13 protein-coding genes and 1 pseudogene are annotated in these 17,410 nt (G+C 55.4%); 8 read left to right on the top strand and 6 right to left on the bottom strand.

Translation table 11 applies throughout. The annotated features are described in order from the left end of the window. Positions 1–13: 13 nt before the first annotated feature. Positions 14–859: pseudogene (locus tag B7364_RS18380) on the bottom strand (sensor histidine kinase); the annotation flags it as partial. Positions 860–1,642: 783 nt separating this feature from the next. Between B7364_RS18380 and B7364_RS05800 the strand changes: the two are divergent. Together B7364_RS05800 and clpB are read left to right on the top strand one after the other, a co-directional pair. Continuing rightward, the gene (locus B7364_RS05800) at positions 1,643–2,011 is read left to right on the top strand and encodes a c-type cytochrome (protein ID WP_085338986.1); all 369 of its coding nucleotides are present in this window, start codon (positions 1,643–1,645) and stop codon (positions 2,009–2,011) included. 103 nt (positions 2,012–2,114) lie between these two features. Continuing rightward, complete coding sequence (gene clpB, locus B7364_RS05795) at positions 2,115–4,733, top strand: ATP-dependent chaperone ClpB (RefSeq protein WP_085338985.1); 2,619 nt, start codon at positions 2,115–2,117, stop codon at positions 4,731–4,733. Positions 4,734–4,757: 24 nt separating this feature from the next. Here the strand turns inward: clpB and B7364_RS05790 are convergent, their stop codons facing one another. After that, positions 4,758–5,204, bottom strand: a complete 447-nt coding sequence (locus B7364_RS05790; protein ID WP_085338984.1) for a hypothetical protein — start codon at positions 5,202–5,204, stop codon at positions 4,758–4,760. A 213-nt stretch (positions 5,205–5,417) separates the two neighbouring features. Between B7364_RS05790 and B7364_RS05785 the strand changes: the two genes are divergently transcribed. The 6 genes from B7364_RS05785 (at position 5,418) to B7364_RS05760 (ending at position 12,012) form a co-directional block, all read left to right on the top strand. Next, positions 5,418–8,084: an NHL repeat-containing protein gene (locus tag B7364_RS05785; protein ID WP_157893526.1), complete on the top strand. Its 2,667-nt coding sequence runs from the start codon at positions 5,418–5,420 to the stop codon at positions 8,082–8,084. 100 nt (positions 8,085–8,184) lie between these two features. Continuing rightward, positions 8,185–8,811, top strand: coding sequence for a VOC family protein (locus B7364_RS05780; RefSeq protein ID WP_157893525.1), 627 nt, complete (start codon positions 8,185–8,187; stop codon positions 8,809–8,811). A 77-nt stretch (positions 8,812–8,888) separates the two neighbouring features. Then, positions 8,889–9,308, top strand: coding sequence for a hypothetical protein (locus B7364_RS05775; RefSeq protein ID WP_085338981.1), 420 nt, complete (start codon positions 8,889–8,891; stop codon positions 9,306–9,308). Between the two features lie 35 nt (positions 9,309–9,343). Continuing rightward, complete coding sequence (locus B7364_RS05770; protein WP_085338980.1) at positions 9,344–9,541, top strand: DUF4169 family protein; 198 nt, start codon at positions 9,344–9,346, stop codon at positions 9,539–9,541. Beyond that, positions 9,528–9,743 carry a ribbon-helix-helix domain-containing protein gene (locus B7364_RS05765; protein WP_085338979.1) on the top strand — a complete coding sequence of 72 codons (216 nt, stop codon included), beginning with the start codon at positions 9,528–9,530 and terminating at the stop codon, positions 9,741–9,743. The genes B7364_RS05770 and B7364_RS05765 overlap by 14 nt, the downstream gene beginning before the upstream one ends. A gap of 19 nt (positions 9,744–9,762) precedes the next feature. Beyond that, positions 9,763–12,012 carry a S9 family peptidase gene (locus B7364_RS05760; protein WP_085338978.1) on the top strand — a complete coding sequence of 750 codons (2,250 nt, stop codon included), beginning with the start codon at positions 9,763–9,765 and terminating at the stop codon, positions 12,010–12,012. Positions 12,013–12,033: 21 nt separating this feature from the next. Here the strand turns inward: B7364_RS05760 and B7364_RS05755 are convergent, their stop codons facing one another. The 4 genes from B7364_RS05755 to B7364_RS05740 all read right to left on the bottom strand — a co-directional run bounded on the left by B7364_RS05755 (position 12,034) and on the right by B7364_RS05740 (position 17,335). Continuing rightward, on the bottom strand, positions 12,034–12,654 hold the full coding sequence (locus tag B7364_RS05755) for a glutathione S-transferase family protein (RefSeq protein WP_085338977.1): 621 nt from the start codon (positions 12,652–12,654) through the stop codon (positions 12,034–12,036). Positions 12,655–12,692: 38 nt separating this feature from the next. Continuing rightward, positions 12,693–13,559 (bottom strand): 4-(cytidine 5'-diphospho)-2-C-methyl-D-erythritol kinase, encoded by an 867-nt coding sequence (locus tag B7364_RS05750; RefSeq protein ID WP_157893524.1) that lies wholly within the window; start codon positions 13,557–13,559, stop codon positions 12,693–12,695. Between the two features lie 7 nt (positions 13,560–13,566). Next, complete coding sequence (locus B7364_RS05745; protein WP_157893523.1) at positions 13,567–15,195, bottom strand: tetratricopeptide repeat protein; 1,629 nt, start codon at positions 15,193–15,195, stop codon at positions 13,567–13,569. A 172-nt stretch (positions 15,196–15,367) separates the two neighbouring features. Continuing rightward, positions 15,368–17,335, bottom strand: a complete 1,968-nt coding sequence (locus B7364_RS05740; protein WP_085338974.1) for a tetratricopeptide repeat protein — start codon at positions 17,333–17,335, stop codon at positions 15,368–15,370. Positions 17,336–17,410: the final 75 nt, after the last annotated feature.

The following is a 17,410-nucleotide window of genomic DNA, read 5'->3' as shown; positions in this document are numbered from 1 at the left end:
GGCTAGTTGGGGCTTATCCGGCTTGGGTCTCTGCCATTGTCCGTACAGGACCCAATTCCAGAGGCTGTGGCAGATAGACGGAAAAAGCAGTCCCCCTGCCCTGCTCACTCTCCACCACCAGCCCGCCGCGATGGCGATTGACGATATGCTTGACAATCGCCAAGCCGAGCCCCGTCCCACTTTTGCCCGTGGCGGTTTCTTCAACCCGGTAAAAGCGCTCCGATAAGCGGGGCAGATGTTGGCGCGCAATGCCAGGACCCGCATCCTCCACGCGTAACGTGCAATAGAGCCGATCTCGGTCGACCTCGGGGCTGGTCAATGGCAAGCGAGACGCGCCTTCCCATTCCCGCATCGCAGATTTCAAGGCAGACTCTCGGTCGAGCCAAGCCGATAAAATGATACGGACATCTGACTGCGGCCCGCCATATTTCAGCGCGTTATCAATGAGGTTTGCGGCAATCTGCTGGATTTCGTCCCAGTCACCAATCACCCAAAGTGGATCATCGCCCGCCTTGAACTGAATACGTTGTTGCTTGTCCGGCGGCAAACTTTCAACGATTTCCTGTACCGCAGCAGCAAAGTCCGACCGAGCCGTCGGAGCAACATGCTCATTCAATTCAATGCGGGACAAACTAAGCAAGTCTGAGATCAGGCGACTCATCCGGTCTGCTTGCAAGTGCATGATTTCCAAAAACCGATCACGTGCGACCGCATCATCCCGCGCTGGGCCCCGCAGCGTCTCAATAAAACCAATAATCCCAGCCAAAGGCGTTCGCAGCTCGTGGCTGGCATTGGCCAAAAAGTCCGCTCGCATCCGCTCTGACATGCGGGCCTCGGTTTCATCCTGAATGGACAATAGAACGAAGCGTTCTTCGTCGGCCTCAAAAGCAGCAATTGAAACACGCTCGTAGCGATCGACTGGCACCCGGCTCTCAATGGATAGGGTGCGGGTCGCGCCGGTTTTGAAAACGTCGCTCACCGCATCTACCAGATTTGGACGACGAATGACCGCACTAAAACGAACCTGACCCGCATCCATGGAAAAACGGTCACGTGCGGCTTGATTGGTGCCGACCAAACGACCTGCTGAATCGACGATCAAGACAGGGTTGGGCGTCGCCTCAATCGCGGCGCGGGCAAAGCGCACAGCATCGCGCACCAAAGACGCCGCTTCGTCCCTCCCTTGCTCGCCTTCTTCCACTGCGGATTTGCGGGACATATGTTGTCCCATTGGGTTTTGGGAAGCAACCAAGCTATTGGTCGCGTCAGCGCCCAACCACCATCCAATCAACAAGGACATCCCAGCCCCAATTGCACCGGCCACCGTCAAGGTAGCATTCTGCGTCAAGCCGTAAACGAGCGCACAAGTCACAAACAACACCCCCAGAACCGCAGCGATAGCGGGCCAGTTCGGGGCGGACGAATTGGGAGTAGTTTCGGACATATGGGCTTTTGCGATCCTGTGCGCGTTGACGCCAAAAAGGCTGACATGCAGCTATGTCCGCAGGATGACAGTATTTTGACGGTTTTGCCAACCGTTCAGGAAGAAAGCCAACTGAATTGAAGTGGCATGGACACGGGTCACTAATGGTGGGAAGTTTAGGGGCTAGATCAAGGACCACGCCCGAGGAGAAGCAATCCCATGTTCGCACGACTGGCACTCAGCCTTTGTTTCGCTCTAGGCTTGTTCGGATCGGTTTCGGCGGCTTCGCTTGCTGAAAAGCGAGGCGCGATTGAGCTTGGCCGCGCCCTGGCCAAAACCCATTGCGCCACCTGTCATGCCATCGGCACGCGCGGGGTGAGCCCAAACCCGCAAGCCCCTCGTTTTAGAAATATCGGTGAACGCTATCCAATTGATAATTTAGCAGAAGCTTTCAGCGAAGGGATTTTGGTTGGCCATGGGCCTATGCCAGAGTTCCAGTTTGAGCCCGATCAGATCGATGGTCTGATCGCTTATCTCAAAAGCGTTCAGAGCCCAGCCAAAAAGGGAAAGAAGCGCGCGCCAAAATGAGTTGCTAGCGCCCCCTTGTGTTGCTCAAAGGCCACACCTAACTGAAGGGGCAACGATCCTTGTTCCAAGGTCACCCTTGTACTTAACACTAGGCTTTGCCACCATGAACTTAGATAAATTCACCGAACGCGCCCGCGCCATTGTTCAAGCCGGACAAATGGAAGCCATCAAGCGCAAGCACCAGTATTTCACGCCCGAGCATTTGCTCAAAGCATTGCTCGATGATGACAAGCAATTGGCTGCGGGCCTCATTCGATCAGCTGGTGGACGGCCAGATGAGGCAAAGCTTGCAACTGATGTAGCTGTAGCTGGTCTTCCCGTTGTCGAAGGCGGCGACGACAAAATCTATATGCCACCTGAAACCGCGCGCATTTTGCAAGGCGCAGAAGATGCCGCCAGCAAGGCGGGCGATAGCTTTGTTGCCGCCGAATGGCTTTTGTTGGCCATCTCGACAGCACGTACAACGAAGGCAGCCGAAGCCCTTAAAGCGGCGGGAGTAACCCCAACATCGCTCAATTCGGCGATCGGGATGATGCGCAGCGGTCGCAAGGCGGACACCGCCAATGCAGACGACAATTATGAAGCACTCAAGAAATATGCCCGCGACCTCACCCAAGCCGCGCGCGACGGAAAGCTCGATCCCGTGATCGGCCGCGACGATGAGATCCGCCGTTGTGTGCAAGTCTTGTCGCGACGCACGAAAAACAATCCGGTGGTGATTGGGGAGCCCGGCGTTGGCAAAACAGCGATTGCTGAAGGTCTCGCCCTTCGGATGGTCAATGGGGATGTGCCAGAAAGCCTGAAGAATAAAAAACTCATGAGCTTGGATATGGGTGCCCTGATTGCGGGCGCAAAATTCCGCGGCGAGTTTGAAGAGCGCTTGAAGGCGGTTCTCAGCGAAGTCGAAGCTGCCGACGGGGGCATTGTGCTCTTTATTGATGAAATGCACACCCTTGTCGGTGCTGGGAAATCGGAAGGCTCCATGGATGCCTCCAATCTTCTAAAGCCCGCGCTGTCGCGGGGCCAATTGCGTTGCATTGGGGCCACCACACTCGATGAGTATCGTAAGCATGTGGAGAAAGACCCTGCCCTTGCGCGGCGGTTCCAGCCCGTCTTTGTGGATGAACCCAGTGTTGAAGATACGATTTCAATCCTGCGCGGATTGAAGGAAAAGTACGAGGTCCATCATGGCGTTCGCATTTCTGATGCCGCCATTGTGGCCGCGGCAACCTTGTCAAAACGCTATATTGCCGACCGTTTCTTGCCAGATAAGGCCATCGATTTGATGGATGAGGCTTCTGCCCGCTTGCGCATGCAAGTCGATAGCAAGCCCGAAGAATTGGATGAAATCGACCGCAGACTGATGCAATTGCGGATCGAAGCCTCAGCACTGGGTAAAGAAAAGGACCCTGCCTCCATCGAGCGCTTAGAGCGGCTGGAAGACGAGATCGACACCTTGCAGGCTAAGTCCGACGACATGACCGAAACTTGGCGTCTTGAAAAGGCTAAATTGGCTGATGCGACCAAGCTGAAAGAGGAGTTGGAAAAGCTCAATCTCGAACTCGCCGAAGCCACGCGACGTGGCGATTATGCCAAGGCTGGGGAATTGCAATATGGCACCATCCCTAATCTAGAAAAGGCCTTGAAAGAAGCTGAAACCAGCGGCGAAAGCATGGTGCATGAGGTGGTTGATGCCGAGCAGATCGCTGCAGTTGTCGCCCGCTGGACAGGCGTGCCGGTCGAGCGCATGCTAGAAGGCGAGCGCGAAAAATTATTGGCGATGGAAGATACTTTGCGCGCCCGCGTCGTTGGCCAAGAAGAGGCATTGGAAGCGGTTTCTGACGCCGTGCGCCGGTCTCGTGCAGGCTTGCAAGACCCCAATAAGCCTATCGGCTCATTCCTATTCCTAGGCCCCACGGGCGTCGGAAAAACAGAACTCACCAAAGCCTTGGCAGAATTCCTGTTTGATGACGATAGCGCGGTCACCCGTATCGATATGTCCGAATATATGGAAAAGCACTCGGTTAGTCGCCTGATCGGTGCCCCCCCTGGCTATGTCGGCTATGATGAGGGGGGAGCCTTGACCGAGGCTGTGCGGCGCAGACCCTATCAAGTCGTGCTGTTCGATGAAGTCGAAAAGGCCCATCCCGACGTCTTCAACGTGCTGTTGCAAGTGCTGGATGATGGTCGCCTTACCGATGGCCAAGGCCGGACGGTGGACTTTAAGAACGTCATCCTCGTTATGACGTCTAATCTGGGGAGCCAATATTTGGCTGAGCAGAATGATGGCGACGATGTTGAGTTGGTACGGCCCATGGTGATGGAGGCTGTGCGGGGTAACTTCCGGCCTGAATTCATCAACCGGATTGACGAAATCATCCTATTCCGACGTTTGGGACGCGCGGAAATGGACCGGATTGTTCCCATCCAATTGCGCCGTTTGGAGGCTCTATTGGCCTCACGCGATATCAAAATCGCATTGGATGATGCGGCCAAAACTTGGTTGGCCGATAAGGGGTATGAACCTGCCTATGGGGCCCGCCCGCTTAAGCGGGTAATCCAGAAGGATGTGCAGGACCCGCTCGCCCGCCTCATTTTGTCTGGCGCGATCAAGGATGGCGAAACCGTGCAGGTGACAGCTTTGCCCGGTAGCGACGAATTGAGCTTTAATGGCTTTACAGGTCAGAGTGACAGCCCACCAAAGGGCATTATCGTCAACTAATCGGTTGAAAATTATCGGTTCGGGTCAGCTAACGGCCCGAACCGGACTCATGCCAAAGGGCGGTTCGGGCGCACGTGGGCTCTGGGTTGCGCCCCAGCGCCAGCCCGCTTCCGCGAAGGCTAAAGCAGCAATCTTCGTGGTCTCGGTCATGTCAGGCCCGGGCTCAAAACCGGCGAGCCAACGCAGGGCCGCCACAAGCGCATCCTCATCATGAGCTTGAGCCGCCGCCAAAGCATTTAAGAGGGTTCGTTCATCCGGCGAAGGCTCAAGACTGCCCAATTCACCCAGACGCAATTTCCGTCCCGACAAAAGCAAAAGATTGGCCAGTTTCCGCATGGCCGCCCGCGCTGTTTCTACCCGCTCTGCCGTCACAGGACAGCGGAAAACCGAAGGTCCTGCCGCACGGCGCATGGCATGGAGCGCGAGTTGCGCACCAGCTTCAAGACCATGGATCGGCTGTGAATGAGGCATGGCATCACTATATGCGAATTATTCTCAAATACAAGCGAAAATGGGATCGAGGACGCGACTAAATTGCGTCTTCTTGCGCGGGGCCATGCGGGCGCTTGCAACCCAAATCTAGGGGGAAAAATTAAGGCCATTGCAACCTTTTTAGGCGATCCTAAGCGCTTAAAAACGCTCACAAAATTGGAATTTGTTGCAGCTAGGTCAGGACGGCAAAAGGTGGCAATCAACGCCAACGTCATTAGTCTGTTGAATTCAGGTGGGTTTTCGAACTCGTCTGTGCAGACTCTTGACCTATCGTCTTTGGCAAACACCGGCACCCCCAGCGTCCGCTCAGGGCCACCAACCCAACGTGAAATCGCCCGCATGGCCCCGTGGGACTCTCGCAGCAGACCGCCAACCTTGTCGCAATTGGCAACCGAAGCGCTACGCTCGACCCGATTGGTGAATACAAATCTGGGTACAGGGGCTGGATCGGCGGTCACCGATCCAAATGATCGAGACCTTTTCATCATCCATAATGGTGTCCAAAAACTTCAGGCATTGGCCGACGCCGCCGCCAAGGATGGGGTAAGCGCAGATACGAGGAAGCGCCTGCAGGATCGTTTGAATAAGGGTATTGAAGAGCTCAACAAGCATATTGCCGCTACAAAGCTGGAAGGGGCATTTCTCATCGGCGGTCGACGTCTTTCCCGCCATGAAAGCGAAGGCATCCCAAGAGGGCTTTTGCAATATGATACCAAGCCCTTGGTCAATGGTGATTTGACGGCTATCCCGCAGGGTTTTTTGGGGGATCGCCGTTTCACGCTCAACGTAACCAAAGCTGGGGTTACAACGAATTTCGAGATCAATCTTGCTGAAATGGGTTCAACCGAGCGCAACATCGGCAATGTGTCCAATTTCATCAATAACAAGCTTGAGGCGGCTGGTTTTGAAAGCCGCTTTTCACGTGTTGAAACCACCATCCCTGCGGCCACAAAGGGCGGCACCCCAACCATTCAACAGCGCATGCGGATTACAACCACGTCGCTGGAAACACTTTCGTTTGAGGCTTCGACCGGCGATGCCAAGCCCGCGCTTTATGTCGCGGGTGGCAAAACAATTGATAATGCCACTCAAAGTGTGGTGAGCAAATTGACCGGACTTGAAGGCACCGATGAACTTGCGTCCTTCTCATCCGACATCTCTGCAGTAAAGGGCTCGACCGTCGGCGCGCGTGCCTCAGTAGTGGGTCCCGATGGCTCGCTTTATGTCATTGCCGATGCAACTGGGAAGGTGAATGGCCAGACACCGAAGGGCAAGAGCGATGTCGTTCTGATGAAGTATGACACAACTGGCCAGATTGTTTGGACGCGCGCATTGGGTTCTGCCGCTCCTGCGCAGGGGTTCTCGCTTGCGATTGGTGCCGATGGCACTTTAGCTGTCGCTGGTGCCGTTGACGGGCGTGCCGATACGGCAACCAGCACAACCGGAAATGGACGCGATTCGTTTGTCGCCGCTTTTGACTCAGAAGGGCGCGATAAATGGTATCACCAACAAGGTGCATCGGGCAGCGACAACGCAACCCATGTTCAAGTCGGCGCAGATGGCAGTGTCTATGTGATGGGGACAACGACCAATAGCTATGGCGGTGCTGCGGCCCTTGGCGGAAAAGATGTTTATCTGCAGGCCTTTGACGTCGCAGGTGCGGTGCGCTTCACCCAAAGCTTGGGCACGACAGGCGATGATACGCCCGCTGGTCTTGCGTTGGCCAATGGTCAGGCTGTTGCAGTTTGGAATGAAGCGGGCGGGGCGCGCATGCGCAAGTTCGATACGATAACAGGCACAGCAAGCAGTGCCACCAATGAGCTGGCCGCCAGCAATCTGACGGCGGTTACGATGGTAGCATCGGATTCTGCAGGACGGATTTTCTTAGCTGGCCGTGACGCTAGCAACTCTATTGCGAACAAATTGGTTGGTATGGAGATCAGCTCTGAAACCGTATTGTTCCAAACCCAGACCTCGGGCGAAGCGATCCGTGCATTGACAGCCGCAGGCGATCAAGTGGCTTTTGCGACCGAGGCCGTGACAATCACGCCAGCCAGTGGTTCGACCCCAGCCAGCACCAAACGGGAAAGTTCAATTGTTGGTCTTGATGCCGACACTGGCGTGCAAGCCTTCAGCAGGACAGCCCCGCAATTGGCCGATGCGCCAATTTCCATTGCCTTGGCCCCAAATGTTTCCCAAAGTCTCGATTCCATGGGTATTCCCCAAGGCACCCTAAGCTTTGGAATTTCAGATGCTTTGACAGACCGGACCGGCCTTCGCGCCGGCGACCAATTCAGTGTCATCGTGAATGGTGGGAGCGAGCGACGGATCACCATCGCCCAAGGCGAAACGATGCGGAGCTTGGCAGCAAAACTGAACCGCGTATTGATGCGTGATGGCACAGCGGAGGCCCGCTCGCTCAGAGGGATTGAGAGTCTTGTGATCACGCCAAAAGCTGGCGACCGGATCGAGCTTAAGGCCACAGCTGGGGTCGCAGACTCGCTAACCCAGTTAGGCCTTGAGCCAGGTGTGGCAATTCCCCGCCCCGCGCCAAAAAAGCCCGGCACCAAATCAGTTTCAGATCCCCCACCTATCATCGCGCTGGAAATGCCGCTGGAAGGCGATGTCTCCGACAAGGCGAAGGCCAAAGCCCTCGCAGATACATTTGACGGCGTATTGCGGCGTCTGCGCATTGGTTATCGAGAAATCTCAACCGATCCGACCCAGGTTGAATTGCGCAAGCAAAATGCAGCTAAGGCGGCTCAAAATGCCAGCGGCAGCAGCGCTGGCGTCGCCTATTATAACCGTCAGACTGCTTTAGGTCAGGACGCGCTTCGACGCCTTGGGGTTGTCGCCTAGTTCGTGAAAGCCCAAAAACATCTTCCTACAAAGCCTTTTCCAGCTTGCAACTTATCCAGCAGCCTCTAAACAAATGATATATCTTATCTGGAGGCAAGACATGCGTCTGTGCGGGAAAATGTTCATTGCGGCGATCGTCATCGCTGCAAGTACGGGCTTAGGCATCGCTGTCGCGCAACAGGCAACGCCTAAGGCGCAACCTGTTGAGCCCACTAACGACCCGACTAAAATTGCGACTCCAAGTGAGCGGGTGCCGATTGATATTCGTCGGACCACCATCATCGTACGCGATATGGAAACTTCCTTAAAGCTTTATCGCGACGCTTTGGGAATGCGCGTCAATTATGATGAGCGCATGAATGTTTCGAGCCCTGCCTTTGCGCAAGGTGGCCCCCCACGCCCGATCCGACTGGTATTGCTAAACGCCAATGATCCTTGGATCGGCTGGATCGGGCTGATTCAATATACAGATCGCCCAGATCATCCAAAGGTCAAGCAGCCGAAAGTTTTGGGGCCGGGAAGCCATATCATCGTGGCGTCTGTCGCAGATGCCCAAAAGGCGTGCGATGCAGCCAAGGCAGCGCCCGGAGTGCGATTAGTGGTCGAGCCCAAAGTATCGGTTTATCCACCACGTATCCCAGGTGCCCCGCCGATCCGTGTTCTGGGCTGTCAGTTTTTTGACGCCGATGGCGCTTACCTGGAGCTTAATCAAACATTGCCGCAGTAAAGCCAAAGTCTCGGGCACCTATCCCTTTGCATGGCCCGGTGCCTGCATGGTAGCGTGCAGCAACCTAGTGAGTGACCATGCGTGCCAATTTGATCCTTGTTTCGCTTTTGACGGGATGGAGCCTTCAAGCTTTCGCAGAACCGAACGTTCAACAAGTTGCAGCACAGCCCATGGCAGCGCAAGCGCAACCCGTGGCTGGCGAGGATTCCGCAGCGCTTGCGCGCCTAGAGGATGGTCTTATGTGTGCGGCTGCCATTCAGGTGACTGCGATGGCCGCCCCCTCTTGGGCCCGTGAACGCGGGGTCAGCGAAAGCAGCAATCGCTGGCTCGCCGAGGTCTATGCCGCGGCAGAATCCTATGGCATTGCCCCCGAAAAAGTGCCGCAATTGGTCAAAAGTGAGATGGAACGCCAACTGCAGGAGGCTGTTGAGAGGCCAGAGCTTTTATCACGACGAGCCTTCAACTGCGCATCAAATCCACCCAATCCTACAAGCTGATAGATTTTGCATTTGGTGCGCGATAATCTCTGCTGATGGCAGAGATCCTAAATTTACGCCGCGCCCGCAAAGCAAAAGCCCGCACCGAACATGCCGCGAAGGGCGAGGCAAACCGTATCGCCTTTGGCCGTTCGAAACTTGAAAAGCTTGCCACAGAAAAGGCCAAAACACTGCTCAAGACGCGCCTAGATGGTCATTTTCTGACCAAGGCAAACGATCATGAGTCTGATTAAGCGGTCAGTGTCACTTGAAGGACACGCCACCAGTGTTGCGCTTGAAGCCGAATTTTGGGCGGCGCTTGAATCACATGCGCGCCGGCGCAAGATGAGCCTCGCTGCCCTTATTGGGGAAATTGATAGCCAGCGGGCCGACCGCCCTTTGGCAAGTGCGCTTCGGGTGTGGGCACTTTTACATCAAGGCTTGCCGGAAAGCTGATCCCTTGCCAAATAGGCCTATGCGCCCCTTTTTCTCCCTATTGGCGATTCTCGCCATCTTCCCGACCCTTGTCCAAGCACAAGAGACTCCAACCCAGCATGCGTCATCGGGTGTGCTGACACTCGACCGCTTGTTTGAAGATCCAGCACTCAATGGTCCGGTTGCGCGCGCGCCAAAGTTCTCGCCGGATGGGAAACTGGTGACCTGGCTGCGTCCTAATGATCGCGATTTTCTCCGCCTCGATCTATGGGCAGCACCAGTGGGGGGCGGCGCGCCATTTATGCTGGTCGATTCAAAGGCTTTAGTTCCAGACGAAGGCACTTTATCTGAGGCGGAGGCGGCACGTCGGGAACGTCAGCGGTTGGCTGGAAGCCGTGGCCTCGTCTCCTACGATTGGGATAAAAAGGGTGAGGCCATTTTGGCACCTCTGGGCGGCGACCTCTATTATGTGCCCGTAGCAAACCCAAATGCCCCCCGCCGCCTAACGCGTACACCTGAGTTTGAGACAGACGCCCAGATTTCCCCAGCTGGCGGCTATGTTTCCTTCATACGCGAAGGCCAGTTAATGGCGCTGAAGCTGGCGACAAACGAGGAGGTCGCTCTTTCGCCTGTCGCGGGTGACGCGATTACGTATGGCATGGCGGAATTCATCGCCCAAGAAGAAATGGACCGAGATACGGGCTATTGGTGGGCTCCGAACGACGGCCGCATCGTCTATGCAGAAGTTGATGAAAGCGCCGTGGCTTTGGTCCCGCGTGTTGAGATCGGCGCGAGCCAAACAGAGATTGTCCAACAACGTTATCCCCGCGCAGGTGCAACCAACGCCAGTGTGGCATTGTTCATCAGGGACATGGCCAATGGGACAGTCGTCAAGGTCGATTTGGGCGACAATGACGATATCTATGTGGCACGGGTCAATTGGTCGAAAGATGGCCAAACCCTGTACGTCCAGCGCCAAAACAGAGCGCAGACTCGCCTTGATCTTCTTATGGTCGATCCGGCAACGGGCCAATCGAAAGTCATCCTCACCGAAGCGGATTTGGTGTGGCTTAACCTCACCAACGACTTCACACCTCTGGCTTCTGGCGACTTTTTGTGGACGAGCGAGCGGACAGGCTGGCGCCACATTGAGCGACGCAAGCGCGATGGGTCCGGCGTTCAAGTTTTGACCACCGGCAATTGGGCTGTATCGCAGATCGCGGGTGTCGATGAAGCGGCGGGACGCGTTTTCTTTATGTCCAATAAGGACGACGCTCTTGAACAGCGCCTTTATTCAGCCCCGCTTGCGCGGCGGCGCGCCCCAAGTGCTGTGACCGCCAGTGGCGGCAGTTGGGGTGTGGCTATGGCTACCACCGGCAAAGCCTTCCTCGGAACCTATTCAGACCCCACAACACCCCCTCGCCTTGGCCTATATGAGGCCAGTGGGCGCTTGATCCGTTGGATTGAGGAAAACAAGCTCGACAACAAGCATCCATGGGCCCCGCATCTCGCGAAGCGTGCGACCGTGCGGTATGGCACCCTGAATGGCCCATCGGGTGACGTTCTCAACTGGTCGATGCATGTGCCAGCCAATTTTGACCCAAGCAAAAAATGGCCTGTCATCGTTTACGTTTATGGTGGTCCAGGCGTTCAAGTCGTCAGCCGAACTTGGGGCAGCAATACGACCCAACTTCACACAGCCCGCGGTTACATTGTTTTTTCCATCGATAATCGCGGAACTCCAAACCGAGGTCGCAGCTTCGAACGCGCCATTAGTCGCAAACTCGGCGGCCCAGAGGTGGAAGACCAATTAGCGGGCCTCGCCTTTTTAAAGGCCCAAACCTATGTTGACCCGTCGCGTATTGGGGTTTGGGGTTGGTCTTATGGCGGCTATATGGCTTTGCGGCTGGCCACCGAGGCACCTGACGCCTTTACAGCTTATGCTTCAGGCGCGCCCGTAACGGACTGGTCCTTGTACGACACCCACTACACAGAACGCTTTATGGGCAAGCCACAGGATGAGGCAGACGCCTATGCGAGATCGTCTGTTTTGCCACGCCTTAACACAGTCAAACGCCCGCTTCTCATTCTGCATGGCATGGCAGATGACAATGTGACGTTCGACAATTCGACGGCTGTGTTTGACGCGCTGCAAGCAGCATCCATTCCCTTTGAAGCCATGGTCTATCCCGGTCAAAAGCATGGCATTCGAGAAAAAGGGCGGGCCAAGCATGTCCAACTGACGATCCTGAATTTCTTTGATCGCCATTTAGGGCCCGGTCCGCGCTAATTCAGCTTTACTGACTGCCGACTAAGCGAAGCGGTAAGGCCCACCCTTTTCAAGGGCGGCTTGCCATTGCGGACGGGCATGCAGGCCTTCGAGCCAGGCTTTCATATTCGGCAACATGCCTAGCGCACCCTGACCTTTGGCAATTTCGCCCACAAAGCTCATTTGAATGTCGGCACCGGTAAGACGGTCACCAACAAAATACTGCTTCCCTGCCAGTGCGCCTTCGACATAGGATAAATGGTTCATGATCTCGCCCGTGATGCGCGGCATCAAAGGTGCTGCAGCATCGCCTAAGCGCCCCGTATAGAGCGCGAGCAGAAACGGCAGCATGGCAGAGCCTTCTGCAAAATGAAGCCAATGGGCATAGGCGGGATAAAGGGGAGATGAAAAATCAACCGCAAGATCAGGACCATACCGACGTGCCAACACATCGATAATCATCCCAGACTCAGCCAAGACTTCGCCATTATCTGTTACCACGGGTGACTTACCCAAGGGATGGACTGCTTTGAGTTCTGGTGGAGCCAGATTGGTCACGGCATCCCGTTGATATTTTTTGATCTCATAGGGCGTGCCCATTTCTTCAAGCAGCCACAAAATCCGCTGTGACCGAGAATCGTTTAAGTGATGCACAATGATCATAAAGGCCCCTCCCCAAGGCTGTGGTCCATCCACACTGATTAGATACGATCTGCCTCAACCCAAAAGCCGCGATTGGCAAGGCCTTGTTGAATAAATTTCTTCGCTGCTTGCGCTGCCGCTAGGTCGTCATAAAGCCCGAAACAAGTAGCGCCGGAACCAGACATGCGGACAAAGCGCACATTGGGGCTCGCGGCTAAAGCGGCCAAAGCATCGGCAATTTCTGGCACAAGGCTGATCGCGGCTTGCTCTAAATCATTAGGCATAGCGGCAAGATAATCCAGTAAGCTGTCAGGAGAGCTTATGTCTGCTATCGGCTCGACAGCCAAAGGCGGCCCTGCCCCCAAGGCGTCATAGGCGCGATACACAGGTCCAGTGGGACAGGCGATGCCCGGATTGACCAAGACTACCCCCATCGTGGCTAATGGTCCGACCGCCGCCAGAGTTTCGCCCGTCCCCGTCATATGAACCGGCTGTCCCATGAGGCAAGCAGGAACATCTGCCCCCAAGTGCGCCCCAAAACCCAATAGCTCCTTTTGCGAGAACGCAAGGCCCCAATAGCTATTCAAGGCAAGCATAGTTGCAGCGGCATCCGCAGAGCCACCCCCAATGCCCGAAGCAATTGGTAGATTTTTGATCAAGACGATGTGCGCCTTTGCAGGCTCTCCGACCGCATCAGCCAGGATTTGGGCTGCGCGGCACACGAGATTTTCTGGCCCCAAGCTCAAACCTTCGGCAAATGGCCCGACGATCTCAAGCTTCAAATCTGATGCGGGTTGCACCGAAATCTGATCGCCAAGACGGGTTGTGAAGCAGACCAAGCTATCGAGCGGATGTCGACCATCGGCTTGCGGCGGCCCGACCCTCAATGTCAGATTGAGTTTGGCAGGAGCAAAATACAACGACATCAAAGACTCAATTTGACTTGGTTTGAGCCAAAATGGCTGCATCGGCGGCACGGTTGGGGTCTGGCGGAAGCCCATTGGCGAGTTTTGTCTCGAGCGCCTTTGTTTGTTCTTCGGTTGGATTTAGAGACAGGGCGCGCTGCCATTCAAGGCGCGCCTCTTCTGGTCGCCCCGTATGCCAATAAACGTCACCCAAGTGATCGGCCACTTCGGCAAGATTTGGGGCAAGCCCCGCCGCCCGCTCAAGAATGGTCGCAGCCTCTTCAAGGCGTCCGCTTTTGAAAAGCGCCCACCCATAGGAGTCCAAAATCGCCCCTGACCCCGGGCGCAACCGCATCGCATTCCGCAACATGGTCACAGCCTCGTCTAAGTTCTCGCCACGATCCGCCAGAGCATAGCCGAGGTAGTTCAGCACATTTGGCTGATTAGGCGCGGCAGCTTTTGCCAAACGCAAGTCTGCAAGGGCCTCCGGCCAGCGTCCAAGGCGTTCGCGGGCACCCCCGCGGCCAAAATACAAAGGCCATATCTCAACCGGCGACCATTTGGCCTCTTCCGCCCATTTGATCAATTGATGATACGTTGCTTCAGCTTCTGAATCGAGGCGATTGGCAGCCAACATATCAGCCAAAAGAGTCATGGCTGCGAAGCTTTTTGGATATTTGGTCGCAAGCGAACGTGCCTCTTGTAAGGCTCGGTTTGGGTCGCGCCCATAAATCAGCCAAGCAAGCTCTGTGCGTGCCGCAACAAAATCTGGGCTGTCAGCCGACACACGCTGCAAATAAGGCTCGGCCAACTCATCATAACCATGGGTGGCCAAATGTTGACCTAATGCGGCTGCAACTTCATTTGAACGCGGATTGAAATAGGCCAAGAGAAACAAAAGATCAGAAGTCTCGGTTGGCGGGCGGCTATCGGCCATTGCCTCGACCAAAGTCAGCATCCCGATTGCCGCAAAATCTTGCGCATTGAGAGCAACATGAGCGGGTTCACCAGCCCGGAGATTTGCAAGCGGCGCATCAAACGAGGAGCCCTTAACCGAACTACGCCCCGCCAAAGGCACAAGCAAAGCTTCTGCCTTGTCCTTCTCGCCGGTTGCCAGCAAAAGCTGACTGTAGAAGCGAAGGCCAGCAGGTGATTCTTGGCCAAGAGTGCGCGCCCTTTCAAACAAGGTGACTGCCTCTTGTAAGCGTTTCGCCCGCGCCAAAAGAATGGCCCGCGACATGAGTGCAGCCTCATCAAGCTCAACAATGCCGGTGGGTTGTGCAGCCAGCTCAATGGCTTTTTGACTTTGCCCCTGACCGACCAGAGCATAGGCCCGCAGGTGGGAGGCAAATTGGCTGAGGCTTGGACTGAATTTTTGCCCGTCCAAAAGTCGCATCGTATCTTGATAGCGACCTTGTCCAAGCGCCTCGATGGCCAAAGTCAACACTGCTTTGGGCGGACGTTGACCCGGCGCAACCATTTTTGCCATCCGCGCAACCATCTCAAGATCACCAATCTCAAGATTGGCCGCACTGGCACGGTGATAAAGCTCCATATCCGATGTGCGGCGAAAAAAAGCCCCTGACCAAGCTTGAGCGGCCAGTGTCGGATTATTGATACCTTGCGCATAACGTCCAGCCAGAGTTGATGCAAACACGTCTGACTCTGATCGGTGCAATAGAACCGGTGCAACAGGCTTCAACGCCACCGGCTTAGCGCCCGTTGCCGCCCCCGCCTTTTTGGGGCTCTGGGCCAGGGCGCCTGACACGCCTAGGCAAAGCGGAATGATTGAAAGGAGCAGCGCGCGCCTAAATGACGGATGAAGTCGTTTAAACACTGCCTGGTTCCGCAACAACCGGGGCAGTGCGTTCAACCGGTGCTGGGCCTTTCAACCCAGACCTCAGCTTTTCGTCCAATTGTTCTTGCTTAAAATAATGCCCGCCAAAGTCCTTAGCCATATTCCACATCCGGCGTGCATCGGTTTTCTTGCCTTGGTGCCAATAGACATCGCCCAAATTGTCGTAGATCTCTGGATCTGGCGCGTCCTTGCGCATTTCAACTGCTTTCTCGATCAAGCGTTGTGCTTCGTTCAATTGGCCCAGCTTGTAATGTGCGCGCCCTAAAGAGTCGGTGATGGCCCCTGAATAGGGCCGCAACTCATAGGCCTTCAACAGCAATTGGAAGCCTTCATCGAGATCAATGTCATACTCCACCAATGTGTAGCCCAAGGCATTCATGAACATTGGCGAACGCGGCATTTCCTCTAAGGCATCGCGCAGCAATTGAACGCCCTCGGCACGCGTGGTCGGAAATTGCACCAAGACGCTGCCCAAAGATACTTTAGACCGGCTATCGGCACCCATCATCTTCAGGCTATCGCGCGCAGCGGGCAGGCCCTCACGGTGGGTTGTGGGTTCCCCAGTTAGAAAGAGGCCAGCGTAGCCCCGAATGGGGTTTTCAGGCTTCAACTTTTTTACTAAGTTACGAGCGATTTCAACAGCTTCTGCGGTTCGGCCAAGATCATAATGGGCGCGCATCAAGCTCAATTGTGCTAAGTCCTCGTCCCACTCGCCCGTGCCGTTGGCGACGGCGACACTTTTGCTGGCGCTCTCAAACGCCCCTTTGAAATCACCGCGAGCGCTTAAGGCAGTGGCATGCAAATCCCACCAGCGCCGATCCCGAAGCCGTTCTGGAATTTGATCAAGCAAAGCTTTCGCGCTGGAAGCATCTTCAAGACTTAAATGCAGTGCCGCTTTGGCATGCCGCGCCTCGTCCAGTCGTTCACCCGATGTAATGGGCATGAGGGTAGCGAGAGCAGCCTTGTCTTCATCAATATTGCCCAAAACCTCAGACAGAATGAAGCGCGCGCTGTGGTTTGTGGCGTCAATTTTGAGAGCGGTGCGTAACAAAAGAGCGTCACCCACAAATAGGGCATCTGCATCTAAGGTGTCGGCGGACTCATCCGCATTTGGCTTGTCTGACTCCTCTTTTTCGTCGCCGGCCTGCAACATACGTGCAACCATCATGGCCGAGGCATAATTACTCATGAGAGAGCTAACGGTCGCGTCTGGCGACAGCTTGGAAAGCGCGGCAGGCTTGCCTGCAATTAGTGTATCGCGAAATTGGGTATCATTCAGGTCAAGTCCTTTGGGATCACCGAAGACCTCGTCAAAAACCTTGACCGCATTTTCGTTTTGACCAGCCTGGACCAGCAAAGTGACATAGCGCTTGCTTAGATCGCGAACAAAGTGGAGTTCACCGACTTTTTGAGCTTGCGCATAAAAGCCCAAAGCCGCCTTGGTATCCCCATTTTGCTCAGCCAAGAGCGCACGGTAAGCGTTGAAGAACGGTCGCTCGCCATCACCCCCATAGGTCTCCCAAGCATTGATCGCTTGGTTCCATTGGCCTTGGCCAACATGAGCCCAGGCTACCAGGGTTGCTGTCAACATGTCGCTGGGATCGCTGTCGCGTAATGTTTCAGTGACGTCTTGATAGTTTTGTTGGCTGAAAGCTCTGATCGCGCTGTAATAAAGGCCGGTGCTATTGTCCCCAGAGGCCCGTCCTAAAGCGGCAAGCGACTTGAAGGCAAACTCCAAATCATCGTCAATTAAGGCCTGCCGGATCGCATCGCCAAGGCTGAGGCCCGCATAAGCGCGCTCGCGCGCAATCGCGCTGGCTCTATCCGCATCGGGGGTACGCTCCATGGTGGGCGGCGCTGCAGCCCAAGCCATCGGCACCGTAAGCATGGAGCCCATGAGGATGGTGGTGGTCGCAAAAAGGACAGCTTTAAGGCGCATGGCAATATCCTGCTGGTAGCGTGGATAGATGGAATGACCGTGGATAGGTCACTGACTAAACTGGCGCTGATTGCG

Source organism: Aquidulcibacter paucihalophilus, assembly GCF_002105465.1.
Classification (GTDB): Bacteria; Pseudomonadota; Alphaproteobacteria; order Caulobacterales; family Aquidulcibacteraceae; genus Aquidulcibacter; species Aquidulcibacter paucihalophilus.
Note: the sequence above shows the minus strand (reverse complement) of the source record. Positions and strands in the feature narration are given on the sequence as shown.

What these genes read in the sequence shown, in the direction of transcription:
- B7364_RS05800 (WP_085338986.1), top strand. Translation starts at nt 1,643, where the DNA reads ATGTTCGCACGACTGGCACTCAGCCTTTGTTTCGCTCTAGGCTTGTTC.
- clpB (WP_085338985.1), top strand. Translation starts at nt 2,115, where the DNA reads ATGAACTTAGATAAATTCACCGAACGCGCCCGCGCCATTGTTCAAGCC.
- B7364_RS05790 (WP_085338984.1), bottom strand. Translation starts at nt 5,204, where the DNA reads ATGCCTCATTCACAGCCGATCCATGGTCTTGAAGCTGGTGCGCAACTC.
- B7364_RS05780 (WP_157893525.1), top strand. Translation starts at nt 8,185, where the DNA reads ATGCGTCTGTGCGGGAAAATGTTCATTGCGGCGATCGTCATCGCTGCA.
- B7364_RS05775 (WP_085338981.1), top strand. Translation starts at nt 8,889, where the DNA reads ATGCGTGCCAATTTGATCCTTGTTTCGCTTTTGACGGGATGGAGCCTT.
- B7364_RS05770 (WP_085338980.1), top strand. Translation starts at nt 9,344, where the DNA reads ATGGCAGAGATCCTAAATTTACGCCGCGCCCGCAAAGCAAAAGCCCGC.
- B7364_RS05765 (WP_085338979.1), top strand. Translation starts at nt 9,528, where the DNA reads ATGAGTCTGATTAAGCGGTCAGTGTCACTTGAAGGACACGCCACCAGT.
- B7364_RS05760 (WP_085338978.1), top strand. Translation starts at nt 9,763, where the DNA reads ATGCGCCCCTTTTTCTCCCTATTGGCGATTCTCGCCATCTTCCCGACC.
- B7364_RS05755 (WP_085338977.1), bottom strand. Translation starts at nt 12,654, where the DNA reads ATGATCATTGTGCATCACTTAAACGATTCTCGGTCACAGCGGATTTTG.
- B7364_RS05750 (WP_157893524.1), bottom strand. Translation starts at nt 13,559, where the DNA reads ATGTCGTTGTATTTTGCTCCTGCCAAACTCAATCTGACATTGAGGGTC.
- B7364_RS05740 (WP_085338974.1), bottom strand. Translation starts at nt 17,335, where the DNA reads ATGCGCCTTAAAGCTGTCCTTTTTGCGACCACCACCATCCTCATGGGC.